The organism is Caproiciproducens galactitolivorans (genome assembly GCF_004768785.1).
GTDB lineage: Bacteria > Bacillota > Clostridia > Oscillospirales > Acutalibacteraceae > Caproiciproducens > Caproiciproducens galactitolivorans.
Genome location: NZ_SRMQ01000003.1, coordinates 253104 through 275481 on the forward strand (window position 1 = coordinate 253104; position 22378 = coordinate 275481).

General features: G+C 51.2%; 20 protein-coding genes. 15 read left to right on the forward strand and 5 right to left on the reverse strand.

Annotated elements, in window-relative coordinates:
* Positions 1 to 1226: 1226 nt before the first annotated feature.
* From hrcA to CAGA_RS05650, 7 genes are all read left to right on the forward strand, one after another.
* The gene (gene hrcA, locus CAGA_RS05620; protein WP_243112953.1) at positions 1227 to 2267 is read left to right on the forward strand and encodes a heat-inducible transcriptional repressor HrcA; all 1041 of its coding nucleotides are present in this window, start codon (positions 1227 to 1229) and stop codon (positions 2265 to 2267) included.
* Between the two features lie 15 nt (positions 2268 to 2282).
* Positions 2283 to 2948, forward strand: a complete 666-nt coding sequence (gene grpE / locus CAGA_RS05625) for a nucleotide exchange factor GrpE (protein WP_243112954.1) — start codon at positions 2283 to 2285, stop codon at positions 2946 to 2948.
* Between the two features lie 70 nt (positions 2949 to 3018).
* A complete protein-coding gene (gene dnaK / locus CAGA_RS05630) occupies positions 3019 to 4851 on the forward strand; it encodes a molecular chaperone DnaK (protein ID WP_135658709.1) in 1833 nt (610 codons plus the stop codon).
* 154 nt (positions 4852 to 5005) lie between these two features.
* Positions 5006 to 6154 (forward strand): molecular chaperone DnaJ, encoded by a 1149-nt coding sequence (dnaJ, locus tag CAGA_RS05635; RefSeq protein WP_135658711.1) that lies wholly within the window; start codon positions 5006 to 5008, stop codon positions 6152 to 6154.
* A 137-nt stretch (positions 6155 to 6291) separates the two neighbouring features.
* A complete protein-coding gene (locus CAGA_RS05640) occupies positions 6292 to 6924 on the forward strand; it encodes a glycoside hydrolase family 25 protein (protein ID WP_135658714.1) in 633 nt (210 codons plus the stop codon).
* 3 nt (positions 6925 to 6927) lie between these two features.
* Positions 6928 to 7248: a hypothetical protein gene (locus tag CAGA_RS05645; protein ID WP_135658717.1), complete on the forward strand. Its 321-nt coding sequence runs from the start codon at positions 6928 to 6930 to the stop codon at positions 7246 to 7248.
* Positions 7249 to 7251: 3 nt separating this feature from the next.
* Positions 7252 to 7539 (forward strand): hypothetical protein, encoded by a 288-nt coding sequence (locus CAGA_RS05650; RefSeq protein ID WP_135658718.1) that lies wholly within the window; start codon positions 7252 to 7254, stop codon positions 7537 to 7539.
* Between the two features lie 50 nt (positions 7540 to 7589).
* Here the strand turns inward: CAGA_RS05650 and secA are convergent, their stop codons facing one another.
* Entirely contained in the window at positions 7590 to 10334 is a 2745-nt protein-coding gene (secA, locus tag CAGA_RS05655) for a preprotein translocase subunit SecA (RefSeq protein WP_135658721.1), read from the reverse strand.
* A gap of 272 nt (positions 10335 to 10606) precedes the next feature.
* Here secA and CAGA_RS05660 point away from each other — a divergent pair, with 272 nt between their 5' ends.
* The 4 genes from CAGA_RS05660 (at position 10607) to CAGA_RS05675 (ending at position 13930) form a co-directional block, all read left to right on the forward strand.
* Entirely contained in the window at positions 10607 to 11299 is a 693-nt protein-coding gene (locus tag CAGA_RS05660) for an iron-sulfur cluster assembly scaffold protein (protein ID WP_135658724.1), read from the forward strand.
* A gap of 27 nt (positions 11300 to 11326) precedes the next feature.
* Complete coding sequence (locus CAGA_RS05665) at positions 11327 to 12334, forward strand: GGGtGRT protein (protein ID WP_135658728.1); 1008 nt, start codon at positions 11327 to 11329, stop codon at positions 12332 to 12334.
* A gap of 238 nt (positions 12335 to 12572) precedes the next feature.
* On the forward strand, positions 12573 to 13472 hold the full coding sequence (locus CAGA_RS05670; RefSeq protein WP_135658732.1) for a GDSL-type esterase/lipase family protein: 900 nt from the start codon (positions 12573 to 12575) through the stop codon (positions 13470 to 13472).
* A complete protein-coding gene (locus tag CAGA_RS05675; RefSeq protein WP_135658735.1) occupies positions 13469 to 13930 on the forward strand; it encodes a DUF4358 domain-containing protein in 462 nt (153 codons plus the stop codon). Before CAGA_RS05670 ends, CAGA_RS05675 begins: the two co-directional genes overlap by 4 nt.
* Positions 13931 to 14130: 200 nt before the next feature.
* On the opposite strand, the gene CAGA_RS05680 is transcribed toward CAGA_RS05675, so the two are convergent.
* From CAGA_RS05680 to rlmB, 4 genes are all read right to left on the reverse strand, one after another.
* A complete protein-coding gene (locus tag CAGA_RS05680; RefSeq protein WP_167875168.1) occupies positions 14131 to 14763 on the reverse strand; it encodes a DUF4489 domain-containing protein in 633 nt (210 codons plus the stop codon).
* 120 nt (positions 14764 to 14883) lie between these two features.
* Positions 14884 to 15504 carry a YczE/YyaS/YitT family protein gene (locus CAGA_RS05685; RefSeq protein ID WP_135658741.1) on the reverse strand — a complete coding sequence of 207 codons (621 nt, stop codon included), beginning with the start codon at positions 15502 to 15504 and terminating at the stop codon, positions 14884 to 14886.
* 25 nt (positions 15505 to 15529) lie between these two features.
* Positions 15530 to 18601, reverse strand: a complete 3072-nt coding sequence (locus CAGA_RS05690; RefSeq protein WP_135658744.1) for a hypothetical protein — start codon at positions 18599 to 18601, stop codon at positions 15530 to 15532.
* 17 nt (positions 18602 to 18618) lie between these two features.
* Positions 18619 to 19386 carry a 23S rRNA (guanosine(2251)-2'-O)-methyltransferase RlmB gene (gene rlmB / locus CAGA_RS05695; RefSeq protein WP_135658772.1) on the reverse strand — a complete coding sequence of 256 codons (768 nt, stop codon included), beginning with the start codon at positions 19384 to 19386 and terminating at the stop codon, positions 18619 to 18621.
* Positions 19387 to 19600: 214 nt separating this feature from the next.
* Here rlmB and CAGA_RS05700 point away from each other — a divergent pair, with 214 nt between their 5' ends.
* The 4 genes from CAGA_RS05700 to CAGA_RS05715 form a co-directional block, all read left to right on the forward strand.
* Positions 19601 to 20689: a C40 family peptidase gene (locus CAGA_RS05700; RefSeq protein WP_135658746.1), complete on the forward strand. Its 1089-nt coding sequence runs from the start codon at positions 19601 to 19603 to the stop codon at positions 20687 to 20689.
* 346 nt (positions 20690 to 21035) lie between these two features.
* Positions 21036 to 21839: a DNA-3-methyladenine glycosylase family protein gene (locus CAGA_RS05705; RefSeq protein ID WP_135658749.1), complete on the forward strand. Its 804-nt coding sequence runs from the start codon at positions 21036 to 21038 to the stop codon at positions 21837 to 21839.
* A 39-nt stretch (positions 21840 to 21878) separates the two neighbouring features.
* Positions 21879 to 22091: a hypothetical protein gene (locus CAGA_RS05710; protein WP_135658752.1), complete on the forward strand. Its 213-nt coding sequence runs from the start codon at positions 21879 to 21881 to the stop codon at positions 22089 to 22091.
* A 102-nt stretch (positions 22092 to 22193) separates the two neighbouring features.
* The coding region (locus tag CAGA_RS05715; protein ID WP_207669552.1) for a class II fructose-bisphosphate aldolase at positions 22194 to 22378 on the forward strand (185 nt) is incomplete at its 3' end.

Consider the following 22378-nt stretch of genomic DNA (forward strand, 5'->3'; position numbering starts at 1 on the left):
GTCACATTCACAGTTAATTTATATTTTACCTTTAATCACAGTTATAATTTTCCACAATGCGACTATTATATCGATTATTAAAGAGTGCAAGGAGAAGAAAAAATTTTCTTAAAAGTGATAATCTTCTAAAAAAATGTTTGTTTCTGCTTTTAATGCTTATATTTTATTCTTTGTTGTTTTTTAGTACGAAACACTATTGGGAAGAAGTGTAGATATGAAAGGCTACTTGAAACTAGTACAGGGCATCATTTCAGTGGCAGGAGCAATCGTGTACGGAGTGGGATTATCTCTTTTTTTCCCTTATACATGGATTCCCTTTTTGATGACATTTGCAGCCGTTCCGTTGGTAGAGAACTATTTTGTGGCGGATATCATACAGGAGTGCCGGGAGCAAAATAGATTTGCTTGGAACAATCGAAATGTCCGAACAGACTTATATTGCATGCTTGGTACTCTGATTTTCCTATGGATTGTTCAATTTTTCGTACTTCGCGCCAAATACGGAAGTTACCCATTTCTTTAACGAGATTTTTTTAGCAAGCTACCGAAATCCAAACCCGGGTTTCGGTAGCTTGTTCTATAATGTATTCGATTCTGACATAAAATTTCATAATATCTGTTGAATTATTCGAATAAAAGGGCTATAATTTGCTTAAAAGGCATAAAGAATAAAAAGTGCAATGCAGGAACAGGCGCGCTAACACCTGCCCCCTGCATACGGAGAACGGAACTCTCCATACGCAACTGATAAAATCAGCACATTGCGTTTTCTATTATACCGCCTGTTTCGACTTTTGTACAGGGATATTTTCGAAATTCGCATTGTGCGGGTAATGTTGTATATGGATAAAAATCCGTGTACAGCGTTTTTTTTGTGCCTTTTTCGGGCGGCGGGGCGTTCACCACTTTAACGAGACGGTTTTTTGGGTGCTTCGTTACCCATCGCCTGATCATAAGCGTTCCCCCTTCTTTCCCCCGGAGAGAAGATTTAATCTGTCGGCATCCCGGCGTTTCCATTCGCCGGGAGTAAGCCCGACCTTTTTTTATTCAGGAAGCCATCTTGCGTTTTGCCAAAATATCCCTTGCTATGGAAACGTGGTTTTTTAAAATATTTGGTGATTTCACAATTAGTTTACAAATACTATATTGACAATGGGGTAAAGTAATGGTAAATTATAAAATAGATTTAGCACTCAAGACATAAGAGTGCTAAAATCAGGATAGAGGTGCAAAGGTTGGAGTTAAGCGAACGAAAAAGAAAAATATTAGCGGCCGTAGTGGAACTATACATTGAAACCGGGGAACCGGTTGGATCCAAGGCGCTTTGCGACAACCTTGATTTCACCGTTTCCTCCGCAACGGTTCGCAACGAAATGAGTGAGCTTGCCGAAATGGGGCTGCTGGAGCAGCCGCACACATCGGCCGGAAGGGTGCCTTGCCAGAAAGGCTACCGCGTTTACATTGACACGTTGATGAAAAAGCGTCCGGTTACAAAAGAGGAACAGCGCTACATTGACAGTCTGCTGCTCCCCAGCGCATACGACCCGGAAAAGCTGCTCGACGGCGTGGCCCGCGCGCTGGCGGGGATGACCAAATACGCGGCGGTTTCCACAAAGCCGGGCGGCAGCGGCGCCGATATTCGCGCGATTCAGTTCGTGCAGACCAGCCGGCGCACCGCGATGGCAATCATCATGACTTCGACGGGCACCATGAAAAGCCGTGTTTTCCACTGCGATTTTGACCTTACACCCGATATCCTGCGCGTGTTCTTCCGGGTGCTGAACGAAAAGCTTGCCGGCCTTCCGGTGGCAACGGTCACGCCCGCGTATATCCAGTCGCTTGCGGCGTCCCTCGGCGAAATGACTATGCTGATGAGCGACGCGCTGATGGCGGTGCTGGACGTGGCGCAGGATTTAATGCAGACCGAGGTTTGCCTTGACGGGGAAATGAATCTGCTGTACCACAACGACCTTGGGCAGTCGGAAATCCGGCGCATTATGGATTTTCTCTCCCGGCCGCAGGAGCTTTCCCGCCTTTTATTGCAACAGACAAACGGGTTAAAGGTTTTAATCGGCAAAGAAACGCACCGCCCGGAGCTGAGCGAATCCAGCGTAATCGTTTCACGGTATAACGTGGCAGGCCGGGAAGCGGGCGCGATTGCAATTATCGGGCCGACGCGCATGAACTACGGAAAAATCATGTCCAATATAGAGTATCTCTCCGGCTCTGTCGGAAGAATGCTGACGGAGTTGTTGGATATGGAATAGAAAGGGGCTACGGTTTTGGATAAAGAGCGTATAGACCAAAAGGATAAGCGAGAAGAAGCGGCGCAGCCGCAGAATCATGAAGCAGAGGTACAGGAAGGAAAAGATACTTCGCAGGAAAAGACGGTTGAAACGCAGGGCGGACAGCCGCAAGAGGCTTCAGAAAAAAAGGCTTCGAAAGAAAAAACGTCTGAAAAGCAAGGCAGTAAGCCGGAAGAAAAGGCACCGGCGGACGAAACAAAGGAACAGCTTGAAAAAGCGCAGGAAGAATTGAAAAAGCAGAAAGAAATCCTGCTGCGTACAGCCGCGGAATACGACAATTACCGCAAACGCACGGAGCGCGAGAAAGCGGCGGTTTACACCGACGCGACAGCAGCGGCGGTTACGGAATTCCTTGGGGTTGCCGACAACCTTGAGCGGGCGCTGGAACAAAAGGAGTGCAGCGTTGAGGATTTGCGCAAGGGCGTTGAAATGGTCCAGACACAGTTGATAAAAGCGCTTTCCAAGCTGGGTGTAGAGCCGATGGGCAAGGCTGGGGAAACATTCGACCCCGATTTGCACAACGCGGTTTCGCATATTGAGGATGAAAACGCCGGGGAAAACACAATTACCCAGGTGTTCCTGAAAGGCTATAAAATCGGCGATAAGGTAATTCGCCACGCGATGGTTCAGGTTGCAAACTAACCTTTTTATATAGAAGTTTCCATGAATTTTTTATTGAACTGAACTGAATTGAAACATTGGAGGTATGATTATGTCAAAAACAATCGGCATTGACTTAGGCACTACAAATTCCTGTGTTGCGGTTATTGAAGGCGGTGAGCCGGTCGTTATTGCAAACGCGGAAGGAGCAAGAACTACCCCGTCCGTCGTCGCATTTTCAAAAACAGGCGAGCGCATGGTCGGTCAGGTGGCAAAGCGTCAGGCAATTACCAACCCGGACCGCACGATTTCTTCTATTAAAAGAGAAATGGGTTCAAACTACAAGGTGAATATTGACGGAAAGAGTTTTACCCCGCAGGAAATCTCCGCGATGATCCTGCAAAAGCTGAAGAGTGACGCGGAAGCCTACCTAGGCGAAAAGGTCACCTCGGCGGTAATTACTGTTCCGGCTTACTTTACCGACGCGCAGCGCCAGGCAACCAAGGACGCGGGCAAGATTGCGGGCCTTGATGTAAAGCGTATCATTAATGAGCCTACGGCTGCTGCGCTTTCCTATGGTGTTGACAAGGAAGAAGACCAGAAGATCATGGTTTACGACCTTGGCGGCGGTACGTTCGATGTTTCCATTATCGAAATGGGCGACGGCGTACAAGAAGTTTTGGCAACAGCCGGCAACAACCGGCTGGGCGGCGATGACTTCGACAAGCGCATTATGGATTGGATGATTTCCTCCTTTAAGGCGGAAACAGGGATCGACCTCAGCGGCGATAAAATGGCGATGCAGAGGTTGAAGGAGGCCGCCGAAAAGGCGAAGATCGAGCTTTCCAGCATGACCACCAGCGCGATCAACCTGCCGTTTATTACAGCGGACGCAAGCGGCCCGAAGCACCTTGACCTTACCCTTACCAGAGCGAAGTTTAACGAGCTGACCGCCGACCTTGTGGAAAAGACCATGGGCCCGGTTCGCCAAGCGCTTTCCGACTCCGGCTTGAAGATCGAACAAATCAACAAGGTTCTGCTTGTCGGCGGTTCGTCCAGAATCCCGGCGGTTCAGGAAGCTGTTAAAAACTTTACCGGCAAAGAGCCGTTCAAGGGCATTAACCCGGATGAGTGCGTAGCCATCGGTGCAGCGATTCAGGCTGGCGTGCTCGGTGGCGAAGTCGAAGGCCTCTTGCTTCTCGACGTTACCCCGCTTTCGCTGGGCGTTGAAACCATGGGCGGCGTTATGACAAAGATTATTGAGCGCAACACCACCATCCCCACTAAGAAGAGCCAGATCTTCTCCACCGCGGCGGACGGACAGACACAGGTTGAAGTCAACGTTTTGCAGGGTGAACGTGAATTTGCCCGCGACAACAAGCAGCTCGGTCTGTTCAAGCTGGACGGCATAGCCCCGGCGCCGCGCGGAGTGCCGCAGATCGAAGTTACTTTCGATATCGACGCGAATGGTATCGTAAACGTATCCGCCAAGGATTTAGGTACGGGCAAGGAGCAGAAAATTACCATTACTTCCAGCACTAATATGAGCAAAGAGGATATCGATAAAGCTGTTAAGGAAGCGGAAAAATATGCGGCGGAGGATAAGAAGCGCCGTGAAGAGGTTGAGCAGAAGAACGAAGCGGAAAACCTCTGCTACTCGGTTGAGAAGCTTATAAAGGACAGCGGCGACAAGATTGACGAAGCCGACAAGACCGACCTGAACGCAAAGGTCGCTTCCCTGAGGGAATCCATCAGCTCGAACAATATGTCGGAGATTAAGTCGAAGAGCGAAGAGCTTCAAAAGGCCATGTATGCGGTGAGCGAAAAGCTGTACAAAACGGCCGCGCCGCAGCAGCCGGTTCAGGGTCAGCCGACACAGGATGCAGCCGGAAACAATGTTTACGACGCAGAATACAAGGATGTAAATGACGACAATAAAAAGTAATCGTCTTTTTAGCAATGAAGAATGATTCTTGATTGATGAATCTGTGGCAGCCAGCTTCCCGAAAGGGGAGCTGGCAATCATGGATTGAAAGGCAGTTTTCGCCGCAGAGTCATCCTTCATTTGTCATTTTTCATTTTTTTAGGAGTGATTAGGATTGGCTGATAAAAGGGATTATTATGAGGTGATGGGTGTACCCAAAAATGCCACGGATGCGGAAATTAAGAAAGCGTACCGCAAACTGGCGAAAAAATATCACCCCGACCTGAACCCGGGGGATAAAGCGGCGGAAGCAAAATTTAAGGAATTAAATGAAGCATATGAAGTGCTTTCCGATAAGGATAAAAGAGCCCGGTACGACCAATTCGGTCACGCGGGTGTGGACCCCAATTTTGGCGGCGGCACGGGCGGAGGAAGCCCGTTCACCGGCGATATTGACCTGGGCGACATATTCGACAGCTTTTTCGGCGGCGGATTCGGCGGATTCGGCAGGCGTACCGTAAACCCCAACGCGCCGCGCCGCGGCAGCGACACCGAAACCACCGTGAACATAAGCTTTGAAGAAGCGGCGAAGGGCTGTAAGAAAACGATTACTTTCCAGAAGATTGACACCTGCGACATTTGCGGCGGTAGCGGAGCGGAAAAGGGTACTTCCGCTAGAACCTGCCCGAATTGTAACGGAACCGGGCAGGTGCGGATCAGCCAACGCACGCCGTTCGGTGTGGTGCAGACCAGCCGGAGCTGCGACCGGTGCGGTGGTACGGGCCGGGTTATCGATACCCCCTGCTCGGCCTGCGGCGGCAAAGGCAGAGTGCGCAAATCCAAAACCATTGAAATCAATATTCCGGCGGGAATTGACAACGAACAGATTCTGAATGTGGGCGGACAGGGAAACGCAGGAAGCAACGGCGGCCCTGCCGGCGACCTGCATGTATATGTGAATGTCCGCCCCCACCCGATTTTTGAGCGCCGGGGCAACGACGTTTGGTGCGAGGTTCCGATTACCTTTACACAGGCCGCGCTCGGCGCGGAGGTCGTCGTACCAACCATCGACGGACGCGTTAGTTATCAGGTACGGGAAGGAACCCAGCCGGGCGATGTATTTAAGCTGAAAGGCAAAGGAATCCCGCGCATCGGCGGCCACGGGCGCGGCGACCAGTATGTCCGTATGACGATTGAAGTTCCAAAGAACCTTTCTCCAAGGCAGAAATCCCTGTTACAGGATTTTGACAATGTGGCTGAGGATAAGAATTACCAAAAGCGCAAGAGCTTTTTTGATAAGATTAAAGATATGTTTGGAGAATAATCCGAAAAAGGGAAAGCCCGCATTTGCGGGCTTTCTTTTTTGTTATTTTCTCTTTCGAGGGAAATTTACGGGATGGAACACCGGTGTATTGAGAGGAAGTTTCCTCGCATAAAATGAATTAACATCGGGGGAGAAAAATGCAAAGGACGAAAGGAATTGACGTTTCCCATCATCAGGGGGTCATTGATTTTCGGAAAGTAAAGGCTTCCGGAATCGGGTTTGTCATGCTGCGCGCTGGGTACGGTTGGGAGAAGTGGCCGAAGCAGACCGACAGGATGTTTTACAGGAATTACAAAAATGCCGTGGCGGCGGGGCTGCCCTGTGGGGCGTATCATTACAGCTATGCAAAAACCATCAGCGACGCGCAGAAGGAGGCGGATTTTTTCCTGAATATCATCAAGGGCTGCCGGCTGGAATACCCCGCTGCGTTCGATTTGGAGGATCCGACGCAAGCGGGGCTGGGGCGTACGGCGCTGACCGGTATTGCGGACGCGTTTTGCAGGAAAATGGAGCAGGCGGGCTATTATGTATGCCTTTATACCAATCCGGATTGGATGAAGAACCGGCTTGACATGAAGTACCTTTCACGGTATGACCTGTGGATTGCGCGTTACGGAAGGGAACCGGCTGCCGGTACGGCGGGAATGTGGCAGTACACCAACGCCGGAAAGGTGGACGGAGTGAAAACATGGGTAGACATGGATATCGCCTACCGGAATTACCCGCAGCTGATGCGAAAAGTTGGGTTGAACGGCTTTTCAAAGGGGTAGGCCATGGAAATGCTGAATGAACAAATCTGTTTACAGCGGCAGAAAATGATTGACGAGCGCTGCCGCCGCGGGCGAAAAGATATTGAAAAGCTGGAAACAAAGCAGGAAGAAGGTGAAAGACGGAGCCAGAAGCTGGAGGAACTCAATATTAAAATGGGGGAAATCCTGAAAAATCATGATGAAAAAATTTTAAATCATGACAAAAGAATCGGGAAGCTGGAAACCGTTTCGGGGGACCGCTGGAATTCCGTGGTGAATTTCACGCTTGCGGGCGTGGTAGGGGCGCTGGTGGCCGCCGCCATGCACATGCTTTTAGGAGGCTGAAAAATGGAATACTTCGGTTTGTTTTTATTGGCAGTTGTTGTGGAAGGTGTTATTACCTATGTAAAGGAGTTTTTTGTAAATGGGAATTTCAAATGGGAAATGCTGATTTCGATTCTGCTCGGCGTGTTTGTGGCTGTGGCGTATGGGGTCGATATGCTGGCCATGCTGGGTATGAAAACAGGCATCCCGTATATCGGCAGCATCCTGACCGGAATTTTAATCAGCCGCGGAAGCAACTATGTCTGCGATCTGGTGAAAACCCTGACCGCCGCGCGGAGTACGGGAAAATAAGCAAAACAGCGGATCACCCAAAACGGGCGATCCGCTGTTATTTTATCCCTTTATTCGTCCTTGCCGCAGCATTTCTTGTATTTCTTGCCGCTGCCGCAGGGGCAGGGGTCGTTGCGGCCGGGCTTTTTGCCCTTGCGGATGGTGCGGTTCACTTCGGAGCCGTCCGAAGCGCTGGTGGAGGTCGGCGTGGCGACCTGTTCGCGCTTGGGTTCTTCCTGCGTACGGAGCTGTACGGTAAGCATCATGCGTGCGGTGTTTTCGCGGATGGTGGCGATCATCTGGTCGAACATATCGAAGCCTTCCAGACGGTACTCGACAACCGGGTCATGCTGGCCGTAGGCGCGCAGGCGGATACCCTTTTGTAGCTCTTCCATTGCGTCGATGTGGTCCATCCACTCGGAGTCGACGTTTTTCAGAAGGACAACACGCTCCAGCTCACGGGTGATTTCCTCGCCGAACGTGGCCTCCCGCTTTTCATAAAGTTCTTTCGCCTTATTAAAGATTTGTTCCTTTACATAATCCGGTTCCAGATCTTCAATTTCGCTTTTTGTATAAGCCAGATCCTCCGGGGTGAGCAACCAGCCCATGTAATGGTCGCGCAGTCCCTGCAGGTTCCATTCCTCACGGGGTACGGATTCCGGCAGGTACTGGTGCACCTGTGTCTCAATTGCCTGCTCGATCATCTTCATGATCTGATCCTTAAGATTCTCACCGTTCAGAACCTGGTCGCGCTGGCTGTAAATGATTTCACGCTGGCGGTTCATAACGTCGTCGAACTGGAGAACGTTTTTGCGGATAGCAAAGTTGCGCCCTTCAATCTTGCGCTGTGCGCTTTCAATGGTATTGCTGAGCATCTTGTTTTCAATGGGCGTGTCCTCGTCCACTTTCAGGCGTTCCATCAGGTTATTGATGCGTTCGCCGCCGAACAGGCGCATTAAATCGTCTTCAAGTGAGATGTAGAAGCGGCTCATACCGGGGTCGCCCTGACGACCGGAACGGCCGCGCAGCTGATTGTCGATACGGCGGGATTCGTGGCGCTCCGTACCGATAATGTAAAGGCCGCCCGCGGCTTTGACCTCTTCGGCTTCCGCCTTTGTTTGTTCCTTGTATTTTTCATTAAGTTCCGCAAAGATTTTGCGGGCGTTCAGAATTTCTTCATCGTTTGTTTCCGAGTATGCGGAGGCTTCGCTGATCAGATCTTCGGAGAACTGCATCCGCCGCATTTCGGCTTTCGCCATATATTCGCTGTTGCCGCCGAGCACAATATCGGTCCCACGCCCGGCCATGTTGGTCGCGATGGTTACCGCGTTTTTGCGGCCGGCCTGCGCGACGATTTCCGCTTCCTTGTCGTGGTACTTCGCATTCAGCACCTCGTGCTTGATGCCGCGGCGGCGCAGAAGGGCGCTTAACTCTTCAGATTTTTCAATGGAGATAGTGCCGACCAGAACAGGCTGTCCCTTTTTATTGTGCTCGATAATATCTTCAATTACGGCGTTGAACTTTGCCTTTTCCGTTTTATAAACCACGTCGGGGAGATCCTTCCGGATCATCGGCTTATTGGTTGGAATTTCAATAACGTCGAGCTTGTAGATTTCACGGAATTCGTCCTCTTCCGTCATCGCGGTACCGGTCATACCGGAAAGCTTGTTGTAAAGGCGGAAGAAGTTCTGGAAAGTAATGGTGGCGAGGGTTTTGCTTTCGTGCGCGACCTTAACGCCTTCCTTTGCCTCAATTGCCTGATGCAGGCCCTCGTTATAGCGGCGGCCGTACATAAGGCGACCGGTGAATTCGTCAACGATAATGACTTCGCCGTCCTTGACCACGTAGTCAATATCCTTCCGCATCACGCCGCGCGCCTTGATGGCTTGGTTGATGTGATGCTGGAGGGTGATGTTTTCGGCGTCGGTCAGGTTTGCAATCTTGAAATACGCTTCGGCTTTCTTTACGCCGGATTGGGTGAGGGTAGCGGTCTTCGCCTTTTCATCGACGATGTAATCCGCGTCTTTATAGAGCTCGTCATTGTCCTCCTTGTCGTTCAGCTCCGCAACCTTGACCATGCGCAGGGTCTGGGCGAAGCGGTCGGCGACATTGTACAGTTCCGTGGACTTATCGCCCTGTCCAGAAATGATCAGCGGGGTACGGGCTTCGTCAATGAGGATGGAGTCCACTTCGTCGACGATGGCGTAGTTGTGGCCGCGCTGTACCTTGTTTTCCTTATAAATGACCATGTTATCGCGCAGATAGTCAAATCCGAATTCATTGTTCGTGCCGTACGTAATATCGGCGTTGTATGCGATCTTGCGCTCCTCGTTGTCTAGATCGTGGACGATCAGGCCGACGGTCAGCCCAAGGAAGCGGTAAATCTTGCCCATCCATTCGGAGTCGCGGCGGGCAAGGTAATCGTTGACGGTTACAATGTGGACGCCCTTTCCGGAAAGCGCGTTCAGGTACGCGGGCAAAGTCGCGACCAGCGTTTTGCCTTCACCGGTTTTCATTTCGCTGATGCGGCCCTGATGAAGCACGATGCCGCCGATGATCTGTACTGGGAAATGGCGCATGCCAAGGACGCGGTCGGAAGCCTCGCGGCAAACCGCGAACGCGTCGGGCAGGATGTCGTCGAGGGTTTCGCCGTTGGCAAGCCGCTCCTTTAGGGCGGGCGTCTGCGCCTTCAGTTCTTCATTGGACATTGCTTTATACTTATCCTCCAGCTTGAGTACAGCGTCGCACAGAGGTTGAATGCGCTTGATCTCGCGCTTGCTGTAATTGCCAAAGAACGCGGTGAGAATATTATTCATGGAATCCACCTCAATATTTATAAGAATAATGTTTCTGATTTAAAACCATAGACAAAAGCATTATAGCATAGAGAAGTATAAAAAGAAAGAATATTTCGTGAACAATGAACGCCGCAGAACGCGTTCCGGTTAAATCCGGCGGGACATTTTGGTGCATGTTAAATTTTTAATTATTAAAGGGTTTCCTATTGCTAATAGCGGGAAAATATTCTATAATAAACCTTGATACGTTGGTTTAACCAAAGGATACTGAAACCGAAAGGAGTACCGATATGAATTATTCCCCAGAAGTGGAAAGAATGTGTACTGTTACTAAAGGCCCGAAACACGGTCCGGCACCGATCCCGGAAGAAGGGAAATGGGTAAAAGCCTATGAAATTAAAGACATATCCGGTCTGAGCCACGGCGTTGGCTGGTGCGCTCCGCAGCAGGGCGCCTGCAAGCTTACATTAAATGTAAAAGAAGGTATTGTACAGGAGGCTCTGGTTGAGACGATCGGCTGCTCCGGCATGACCCACTCCGCCGCTATGGCCGCCGAAATCCTGCCGGGCAAAACACTACTTGAGTGCCTGAATACCGACCTTGTCTGCGACGCGATCAACGTTGCCATGCGTGAAGTTTTCAAGCAGATCGTTTACGGACGCAGCCAGACTGCTTTCTCTGAGGACGGGCTTCCGATCGGTGCAGGTCTTGAAGATCTGGGCAAGGGCCTTCGTTCCCAGGTCGGCACCATGTACAGCACCGGCAAGAAGGGCGTCCGCTATATGGAAATGGCGGAGGGCTACGTTTTAAAAATCGCTCTGGATGAAAATAACGAAGTTATCGGCTATCAGTTTGTCAAACTTGGTAAGATGATGGAAGATATTCGTCACGGCATGAGCCCCGACGAGGCATACAAGAAAAACATCGGTCAGTACGGCCGCTTCGACAACGCGGCAAAGTACATTGATCCGCGTGAAGAATAAAAAGACCATAAAGGAGGACGAAACTAGATGGCGAACGATGTCAAGTTTGAAGGTAAAGAAAGAAGAATGGCCAAAATAGAAAAGTGCCTTGCCGAGTATGGCCTTGCCAGCCTCGAAGAAGCACGCGATCTTTGCCTTTCGAAAAATATAGATGTAGAGAAAATCGTAAAGGGCGTTCAGCCGATCGCGTTTGAGAACGCGACATGGGCTTATACCCTTGGCTGTGCCGTCGCACTAAAATCGGATGTGAAGTCCGCCGCAGAGGCTTCCGAGAAAATCGGAATCGGCCTGGAGGCTTTCTGTGTTCCCGGCTCCGTTGCCGAACAGAGAAAGGTCGGCCTTGGCCACGGCAATCTTGGCGCAATGCTTCTTCGCGATGAAACAAGGTGCTTTGCTTTCCTCGCGGGCCACGAATCTTTCGCGGCTGCGGAAGGCGCAATCGGCATTGCCCGTACCGCGAACCGTGCCCGTAAAGAGCCGCTCCGCATTATCCTGAACGGCCTTGGCAAGGATGCGGCGTATATCATTTCCAGAATTAACGGCTTTACTTATGTTAAAACGGATTTTGATTTCTTCAACGACAAGCTGAATATCCTTGAGGAGAAAGCCTTCTCCGATGGCGAGCGCGCGGCTGTAAAATGCTATGGCGCAAACGACGTCCGCGAGGGCGTGGCCATCATGCAGCACGAGGGGGTTGACGTTTCCATTACCGGTAACTCCACCAACCCGGTCCGTTTCCAGCACCTTGTTGCAGGCACCTACAAGAAGTGGGCGCAGGAAAACGGCAAGAAGTATTTCTCCGTTGCAAGTGGCGGCGGAACAGGCCGTACCCTGCATCCGGACAACATGGGCGCCGGTCCTGCTTCCTATGGCTTGACCGACTCTCTGGGCCGCGTACACGGCGACGCGCAGTTCGCGGGTTCCTCTTCCGTTCCTGCGCATGTTGAAATGATGGGCCTGATTGGCATGGGCAACAACCCGATGGTTGGCGCTACAGTTGCCTGTGCGGTTGCGGTTTACGAAGCATCAAAATAATTCTTATAAGCAAAAAGACTGTGAAATTTTATTTATCCGGCGGTGCCGGATGAAACAAATTTGTAATTAGTCTGAAAAGGGTATGACAGTTTTGTCATACCCTTATTTTTGTCTTTTAAACGAGTGCAATTGGGGTTATAATAGACAGGTATCTGTAATATATTTATTATAGAAAGCAATTTTATAAACGGCTTGTTGTATTTACATAAATGGGGACATAACACGGGGTGCTCTTTTGATGCAGGTATACAGGAGGAAAAGGCGGGTAAGACTGTTTATCCGCAGGACGATTGTCTGCGTCGTTCTAGCGGGTATTCTTTATATCGTGGGGCTGGGAGCGGCAGCTTCCATTAGAAAAATCAACAGTTTGCTTCAGCAAAGCGGACAAACCGGTTCTTCCGAAACGGAAGGCGTTTCCAGACCGGTTTCCAGCAAAAAGCCGGAAAGCGGCGGGAAGGCAAGCTCTGGGGCGGAATCCGCCGAAAGCAGCAGGGCGGCGGATTCCAGGCAGCAATCGTTCGCTGCCGGCGAAAGCGCGCCCGGCGCACCGACCGGGTATTTCCGTGACGCCGTGCTGATCGGCGACAGCCGCACGGAAGGCCTGCGCAACTATGACGTGCTTGACGGCGCGACCTATTATGCGGCAAAAGGGCTGATGGTAAATACAGCGTTTACAAAACCGGCAATTGATGTGGGCGGAAAGAAGCTGACGGTTGTGCAGGCGCTCCAGAAAAAGAAGTTCGGGAAAGTGTACATCATGTTTGGCATAAACGAGCTTGGCTGGAGCAGTTCGGCAGCCTTTATCAGCGATTATGGAAAACTGATCGACGCCATAAAAAAATCCCAGCCAAAGGCGGAGATATTCGTTCAGTCCATCCTGCCGGTTTCCGAGAAAAAATCCAGTTCGGACAAGGTCTATAATAACCAGAAAATTGCTTCCTTTAATAAACAGATTCAAGAAATGGCAAAGAAAAAGGGTGTACAGTATCTTGCGGTGGATACGGCGGTCAGCGACCCAAACGGAAATCTGCCTGCGGACGCTTCCACCGACGGGGTACACCTAAACAAGGAATATTGCAAGAAGTGGTGCGGGTATTTAATCGCCAGCGCCGGGGAAAGGAATTGGAAAACAACATGAAAAGAATTTTACTGTTTGCATTGTCGGCGGCGATTTTACTGTGCGCGGGCTGCGCTTCCAAAGCGGTGAAAACACTGGATACCCAGGAGGTAGCCAACAAGCTGCTTTCGGCCGTTCCATTTGCCGACCAGATGTCGCAGATCGAATCGGAAACCGCGCTTCAGCTTTACGGGCTGGACGAAAGCACGGTGGCGAAATCAGCCGTATATGAAAGCACAGGGGCAACCGCCGAGGAGGTTGCGGTGTTTGAAGCAAAAGACGAAAAAACCGCGAAAAAGGTAAAGGAAGCCGCCCAAAAGCGGATTGAGAACCAGCGGGAAGGGTTTAAGGACTATCAGCCGAAGGAAATGGAGAAGTTGAAATCCCCTGTTCTGGTAACCAGCGGGAAATATGTGATTCTCTGCGTATCTGATCAAAACAGCACCGCACAGAAAATCATTGACAGCTATATAAAATAAAAAAACGGAAGAGTTTAAATCCCATATTGCACGGGAATGAACTCTTCCTTTTGTTTTGATGGGTTAAAGCGGATACAGGGCTGTTTGCGGGCTGCAAAACACCCTTTTCGTTAGACAGTAACCGAACCGAAATAACGAAAAGGGTGCAGTTAACGAAGGGGCTTGCTTTCCATATAGGGTTTATGCCAGAATCGGAAGGATCAGTCGTCGCACAGCCCTTGCGCAAGGGCGCTTAAATCGGGCTTAACGACTCTTAATGAATCAAAATCGCCTTCAAATTCTCTGCCGCTTACGACCATTTTATATTCACAGCAACCCGGACAAACCTTGTCACAGAATGTTACCGTAAAGGGTTCGCTGAATTCCACTTCCAGCCGGTCGTCCCCTTCAATTTCAAATCTCTTTAAATATCTCCAGCTCTGGACACATTCCTTCTGGCCGTCGCAAATCCTTATCAACTCAAACAATAAGTCGGCTTCAAGCTCTTTTTGGCCGAATGGCCTTGCATCAATATTGTCCCCACAATGTTTTTCCGTTTCCGCATCCAGATAGATAATGCTGGAAAATTCAATTTTCACAATGGGTCGGAATAAGCAGGTGGTATCCACCAGAACGGAATCCAAAACAAAAAACTGATGTTCTTCTACGCGCCCGCCGTCAATTTCAAATATCGCGTCTTCCGGGTGGTTTCCGCATTCAAGTAATATTTTTTTAGGCGCAGGGTGTTTTGGGGCAGAACAGAAGTTTTCTCCCTTCTCTTTGTATTTCACCCGCTCCTTTTCCCTGTCTTTACTTTCGTCGCAGTAATAAATGCCGTTATTTGTATAACCCACGTAATACACTCCTATTTATAAAATTATAGAGCTTTTACCTGGTTTATATTATTCATATCAACGGTAACAGGTTCCATAGACTCTTACCGAATCCGTCTCGCAAAATGTTGTTAATCGCCGTCAGGAAATATTCGATAGGGGGAAGTGTTTTTTCAGTTTTTCGCTAAAATATTTAATAAAAGGCCCGAGGCAGAATGCGGTAATAACCGTACCCAATCCGACTGTGCTGCCGCAGAGCCATCCGATCAGCACGGAAAGGGTATCGCAGGCAATGCGGCACCAGCGGAATTCCTTTTTCGAATACTTTGTAACCATCAGGGTAACGCTGTCATAGGGCGACGCGCCAAGCTGTGGATACATATACAGGGCGGCCGTAAAGGAGAGGATCAGAACCCCCAATGCCATGCATAGGAGCCGAAGCCAAAGCTCCGGCTCCTGCGGAAGAAAGGAAGACAGAATTCTATTGAAGTGGTCAACCAGCAATCCGATGACGCTCATATTGATGACAGTACCGAAGCCGATGAGGTTCCTTGCAAAAAAAAACGTGAGAACAAGGAAAATTCCGTTAACAATAAGCAGCATGAAACCGAAGTCCCGGCAAAGCTTTCGGGATATGCCCAAGACCAGGCAGGTGCACGGGTCGGTGCCTAAGCCGGCGTAGATGGAGAGCGAGATGGAAATGGTCATGATAACCGTGCCAATCAGAACCATCGCCATCCGTTTGATTAAGGTTTTATCCATTCGAATTTCTCTTTCTATTATGTAGTCAGGGCTTGCGAAGCTTAGGAACAAACAAGATTGCCGCAGCCCAGAACAGCTCATAGATGAGAAGCGCTGCAACGGAAAGCTGCCCTAGGCCGGAATAACAGGTTAAGAAGGAAACGAGCAGGAACCCAAGGATGACCGCAACGGTCTGCATGGCGACGGCCATGGAAATATTGCTGCGCTGGCGCACACACGCGCTCAGCATCCGCATCATGGCCGCCGGACGACCCTTTGTTGCCAGCATGGCGGGCGAACGGTCCTGCGGTTCGGCCGTCAGATCGGTATATACGCTTCCGAGCCGTTCCGGAAGGACGCGGATGGAGTGCTCGTCTAGCCCGAAGCATTCGGCCAGCATGCGCGGCGTGATATTCGGGTCGCAGGTGCGCACGATCAGGCTGATGCCGTTGTCCTCCAGTCGGCGAAGCTCCATGGCGCGCCGCCGGTCGGAAATATAGGATACGACGAACATGGCGACGAGTTCCCCGCCGGAAGCGAGATAAATGATTTTTCTTCCTGTGTGGATATATTTTTCCTCGTAATCGCGCGAGGGTGGCTGAATACTGTGTGCTTCCATAAGCTTGCGGCTTCCGACCAGAATCCGGCGGCCGGATACCCAGCCGGTAACGCCCCTGTCGTCCTCGAAAACCGGATTGTCAATCTTGGGAAGCAGGCCGCTGCTCTTGATGATTTGCTCAAAAACGTCGCTCAGGGGACCTCCTACGCAGCACATTAGCGCCGTCGCGTCCACAATGGCGTCGTCGATGCGTTGCCCGCCGAAGGTTTTAATCGCGTTCAGAACGACCGTACCCTTCGGGAAAAGGTCTTTTGCGTCCACCATAACGGCGTTGACATTGCTGAAATAATCGATTGCGGAATAGCCGACCAACATAGCGCCGCAACGCGAGGCCACGCGGCACACCCGGTTGACCGGCAGGTTCACACTAAGCATATTGACGAACGGGACACAGATGCAGGCCGCCGCCGCAAAAGCGGTCAGGGCGCTGAAGACATCCTTATAAAGGATCACGGACGCGATACACAGAATGAGCGACAAAACAAAGCCGATCGGCGCCATTGTCTGCGAAGCCTGCTCGCTCGGATCCGGTTCGTAGGATAGACGAAGGAAATTTTTCAAGAATTTTGTCTTTGTCTGATAGGCAATTACGGGCGCGTCGATGACGCAGCCGTCTGCCATTTGCAGGGCGGTATTGTAGTCGTCGAAAAGCAGGACGGCCTGCTTTTGGTCCGGCGCGGAAACGAAACGAAAATTCCGGAGAATCCGTTGTGTCATAACCGTTTTGCCGAAGGTGTTAAAAAACAGCGCCAGCACGACAAGGACGGAGTACACATGATAATTCCCCGCCTGTACGTCGTGCGCGGAAAACAGCAGCGCAATATTCTGCGCGGCGGCTGCAACCGTGGCAACAGCTACGGCGCTGTCGGCATTTGCCTGAAACGTTAAGAGCGCTTTCAGGCCGTTCGATATGGGAACGGCACAGAATGCCCCGGCGATCAGAAGGAATACCAGATTCACGATCAGATACGCCTGCGGGGTGAGCCAGAGCAACAACTCCGGCGGCAGGAAACCGGACATCTCCCGCAGCAGGCCGAAGCCCAGAAGCAGAAGGAGGCTGATTCCCGTAACGGCGAACCGAAGGAGCAGGCGGTGCATGGTGCCCTTGAGTTCGTTCAGAACGGAGGCTGCGTCGTCCGGACTTATGTAATCGTCCAGTTCTTCCTGCTCTTCGGGCAGGTCATCGCTGGAATCATTGTCTTCTTCTTCGTTTCCGAAAAGATGAAACCGCCTTTTCTTAACCGGTTTCTGCGTTTCTTCTTCCTCCGGCTCCGGTTCCATGGCGGCGGGTTCCGGGAAGGGGATTGGCGGTTCCGGGCTCTGTTCTTCGTTCCGTTCTTCCGGTGCCAAAGTGATGCCGTTCGGTTCGGATTTGGGGCTGCCCTCCGGTCCGGCTGTATCTGCTGCCGGTTCCCCGGTATCCACAACCGGAAGAGGAATCGGCGGGGGAGCGGGCTTCGGATTCACAGGCGGCAGCCTTTTTGCCGCATGGGACAGGATTTCCTCCATGTTGTCGAGGGCAAGAATATGGACAGGAGGCCCAAACGCCCGATAAGTCGGGCGTTTTACCGACTGCGGCACCGGACGCACGGGCTCCTCCACAGCGGGTGCGTTCGGAAGCTCCTCTTTTACCTTCGGTTCATGAACGGGTTCCTTTACTGGATCCTCGGACATCCTTCCCCGGATGGGAGGGACAATTTCCGGCTGAAGCGGTGTGGACGGCGTCATCGGCGCCGGATACGGTTCCGTTATTTCCGGTATGACCGTCGGGACCGGATTGATTTCAGGGCCGGGTTCCGGTGTGCGGATCGGATCCTGTTTCGGTTCGGGGATGGGTTCGGGCGGAACCTGCTGCGGGGCCGGGGGGGTTGCAGCGGAAGCTTCCACTTTCTCCGGCTCTTTTGCTTCCGGTACGGCAAAATCAGACGAAGAATACAGCTCCTCCTGTTCCAGGCCGGCTTTTTTCATGATACCCTGCACACGCTTTTTCCGATCGTCATGCAGCTTTTCAAAATGCTCGGCAATCTCATCGTCGACCACATTGTCCGGGGTTTCCTCAAACAGGTAGGAAAAAACCGAACTTCCCGGCCCGCTTTTCGGCCGGGCGGCCGTTACCTGCATTGCTTTTTCATAATCTTCACGGTATTCCTCAATGGATTTCAACTGAAGCCCATAATAAATGTCGTTTTCATTGTCAAGGTCGGGGATTTCCCTTTTTCGGCGGCCGAAAAGCCCCCGGAGCCCCTTTTTCTTTTCGGACGGCCCGGGGGGATCCTCTGCCTGGGAAGGCGGGGACGGCTGCGATTCGAGCTGCGCGTCAAGGGCGCTTTTTGCCTTAGCTGCAATTTCCTCCGGGGTAACGGGAACTTTTTGCTGAACCGTTTTCTCTTTTGCCTTTGCGGGCGCCGGCTCCTTTTCCGCTTGATCCAAGGTGCGCGCTTCCGCCAGAATTTCATCTAAGGAAAAGCGGTCACGCGGAGCTTTTTGTTTGTCGCCCATATCTATCCGCTCCTGTATTATTTTGTCTTAATACCGCTGCGTTGCCGTGCGATTTCATAGCAGATGATACCGCAGGCAACCGAAGCATTAAGCGAATTTATTTTACCCTTCATCGGCAGGGATATAACAAAGTCGCATTTTTCTTTTATCAGGCGGCTTACGCCGAAGCCTTCGGAACCGATGACAACAGCCGCAGGGCCGGAATAATCCACGTTGCACCAATTTTCTCCGTCCATATCGGCCGCGTAAACCCATACGCCGCGTTTTTTCAGCTCGTCCACCGTGGCGGCGATGTTCGTCACCCGCGCGACGGGAACATATTCTACTGCGCCGGCGCTCACCTTACCGACCGCGTAGGTAAGCCCCGCGGCGCGCCGTTTGGGGATGATGACCCCGTGCGCGCCCGCACATTCGGCCACACGCAGGATGGCGCCGAGGTTGTGGGGATCCTCCAGCCCGTCTGCAATGATAATGAACGGCGGCTCGCTGCGCTCTTCTGCAAGGCGGAAAATATCGTCTACGGCAGCGTATTCCTTTACTGCTGCGACCGCGACAACGCCTTGGTGATTCGCGTTGCCGCAGAGGAAATCCAGCTTCCTGCCATCGGCCTCCTTGATGGAAATTCCCATCTTTTTCGCCTTGGCAATCAGCGCGCTCAGGCTTCCCGTATGCTCGCCGCGCGCCACATAAAGGCTGTCGATTGCGCGGCCGCTGCGCAAAGCCTCGTTTACCGCATTTCTTCCGGCAATAACGCCTTCTCCGCGCTGTTTTTTTTCCCCGTTCATCAATTTTCCGTCTCCTTATTTTTCTCTATATAAATTTTGAAACCGTCCAAAGGCTTTACGGACGGCTTTAACACTTTGAATTTCAAATTATGTATTCATTTTTCATTTTAGCAGATATGGGAATGTCCGTCAATACACCGCTACGGTTTAAAATTGCATGGTCCGTTCATATTTTGCCGCGCGGGCGAATAGGTAAGAACGGGGGGTGTGCCGAATGCTTCGAATTCGTTCCCGGCTTGGGTATAGGCGGTGGAAAAGAGGTTTCGATGGCAGAATTCTTCTGATATTTTTTAGCATGGTTCTGCTTTTTCTATTGTTAAAAAATTGCAACGCCCGGCGCGAAAACCGATTTGATTACGCGCTGAATACGGTTTCGCGCGATTTTTCGCCGCTGGTAACCTCGGTGCTCCAAAGGCAGAAAACCGAGAATTCCATCAACACGCAGCTCCTCTATGCCGCGTACATGACCTTATTTGACAACCGTGCTTACGACGATAAGGCGGAGGTGCGCCGGCGGTTGCTCCGCAGCTTTTATACGGAGGGCAAGGACGGACCCGTTCCGGTTTCCGACACCGACCAAATTTTCAACAACATACAGGCGGAGTTTTCGGTTACCGTTGACAGCGGGCTGAGGCGGGAAATTGTGAATCTTTCCAAAGAAATTGCGCCGGGGTATTTAAACGCTGCCGATCTACTGCGGAAAAACCTGAAAAGCGGGGACGGGGCGAAAAACAATATCGGCCTTGTGAACTTCGCGTGGAACGCGCTTTCCTGCAAAAGCGGATATATTTTCGGCGCGGCGGGCCAGACCGTTGACGGGAGCTTCCTTGAGCAGCAGAAGGCCCGCTTTGCGGGGGTGGAACGGGCGGGGCTTTCAAAAGAGCAGTGCGATTCCATCCTGCTTCGCTTCGGCGGGCGCCCCTCGTTCGACTGCGGCGGGCTGATCAAGGCGTATTCCTGGCTGGATGAATCCACGGGGGAGATTGTCCGGGGCCGCCCGGATGCCATCCCGGACTGTACCGCAAACGACCTGTACGCCCTTGCCCAGGTAAAGGGGAATATTTCGGAAATGCCCGAAACGCCAGGGCTGGGGGTTCACAAGGACGGGCATGTGGGCATATACATTGGCGGGGATGAGGTAATTGAGGCGGAAGGAAGCGCGTACGGCGTGGTGAAAACCCGGCTTTGGGGGCGCGGATGGGAGCATTATTTCCGTGTTCCGAAAATTACCTATGTCCAAAACGGGACGTACTTAATCCACAACCGTAAGATTACGCTGTACGATGGAAAGATTGCCGGTTGAATCTTGTGGAAAGGTATTTTATACAGATTGTGGAAAACTTTTTGAAATTATAGAATTATACAGCCAAAAAACGCTTTTCTTAGAGCGATTTATACGGTTAGTATTTGCAAAAGTTTACATAACACCGTGGAATACTCTGTTTTAACTGTTGAAAACTCTGTGGAAAATGTTAATAAGTGTGCAAAACTACCGGGCTTTTCCACTTTTGCATGTGAAATGTATATTTTTGTTTATGTAAACCGAAGGTAAAAACTTTTTAAAACACTCAGTATTCCAACCTTTACGATTCATGTTATAATAATGATAATGAAAAGCGGGCGAATGTGCGGAAAGCAGAGGGCAAAGGATGCAGAAAATTTTAGATTTTGATTTGGAACAGACGCTGGAATGCGGGCAGTGCTTCCGTTGGGAAAGACAGCCCGACGGTTCGTATACGGGCGTGGCTTCCGGACATATTTTAAACATTTCGGAAGAAAATATACCACAGATCGCTCAGGATGAATTCTGGGGGAATTATTTTGACCTGAAGCGGGATTACGCAAAAATCCGCGCGGATTTGTCGGCCGCGGATAGGACGCTCGCGCGGGCGGCGCAGTTCGCGCCTGGAATGCGCATCCTGAATCAGGAGCCGTGGGAGGCGCTTTGCTCTTTCATCCTGTCTCAGAACAACAATATCCCGCGCATCCGGGGAATTGTGAAACGGCTTTGCGAACAGTTCGGTGAACCGATCGGGGACGGCTTTTTCGCGTTTCCCACTCCCGAGCGGATTGCCGCGCTGGAACCGGAGGCCCTTTGCGAGATCCGCTGTGGCTTCCGGGCCAAATATGTCGTGGACGCGGCGCGGAAGGTTGCCTCCGGGGTGATTGATTTGGAAAGGCTGAAAACCGCGGAGCTTTCCGACGCACGCGAACAGCTCATGCAAATTCACGGCGTTGGTCCGAAGGTGGCGGACTGTACCCTGCTTTACGGCCTGCACCGGTTGGAAGCGTTTCCGATGGATGTGTGGATGAAACGCGCGATGCAGACCCTTTTCCCCGGAAGAAGCCCCGAAGCGTTCGGCTGCTACGCTGGGATCGCACAGCAGTATATTTTCCACTACAGCCGCTGCAACCCGGAGCTGTTTGCGCAGGAAAGGCAGCACGCAGGATGACGGGCTACCCGCTTGATGGCTTGAGGAAGAAATACGATTATGGAGTTTTCTGCAATTTTCGTAAAAATCTGTTGTATTTTGCGACCGCTTCCGCAGGATGCCATCCGGTTCGGATTCCCGGTTCGGAGAGAGCGCCGGCTTTTAAGCCGCGCGCCTATTTTCGTTTTGAGTGCGGCAATCGCAGATTCTTTTTTCAGTAGTGTGGAGAAGGGGAACATTTTCAAAAAAGGAAACATTATGCAGGATTCATAAAAAAGGTGCAACCGTGGGAAATATATATTTAACTATTTATCTTTATCTTTTCAAATAATTGCGATATAATATACGCAGAAAATTATAATTGGGGGTTAAAAAATGCCACTGGTCAATACTAGGGAGATGTTCAAAAAGGCATATGAAGGCGGATACGCGATCGGCGCGTTCAACGTCAACAACATGGAGATTGTGCAGGGAATTACCGAAGCCTGCCAGGAACTGAAGGCTCCGCTCATTCTTCAGGTTTCCGCCGGTGCGCGCAAATACGCAAATCATACTTATCT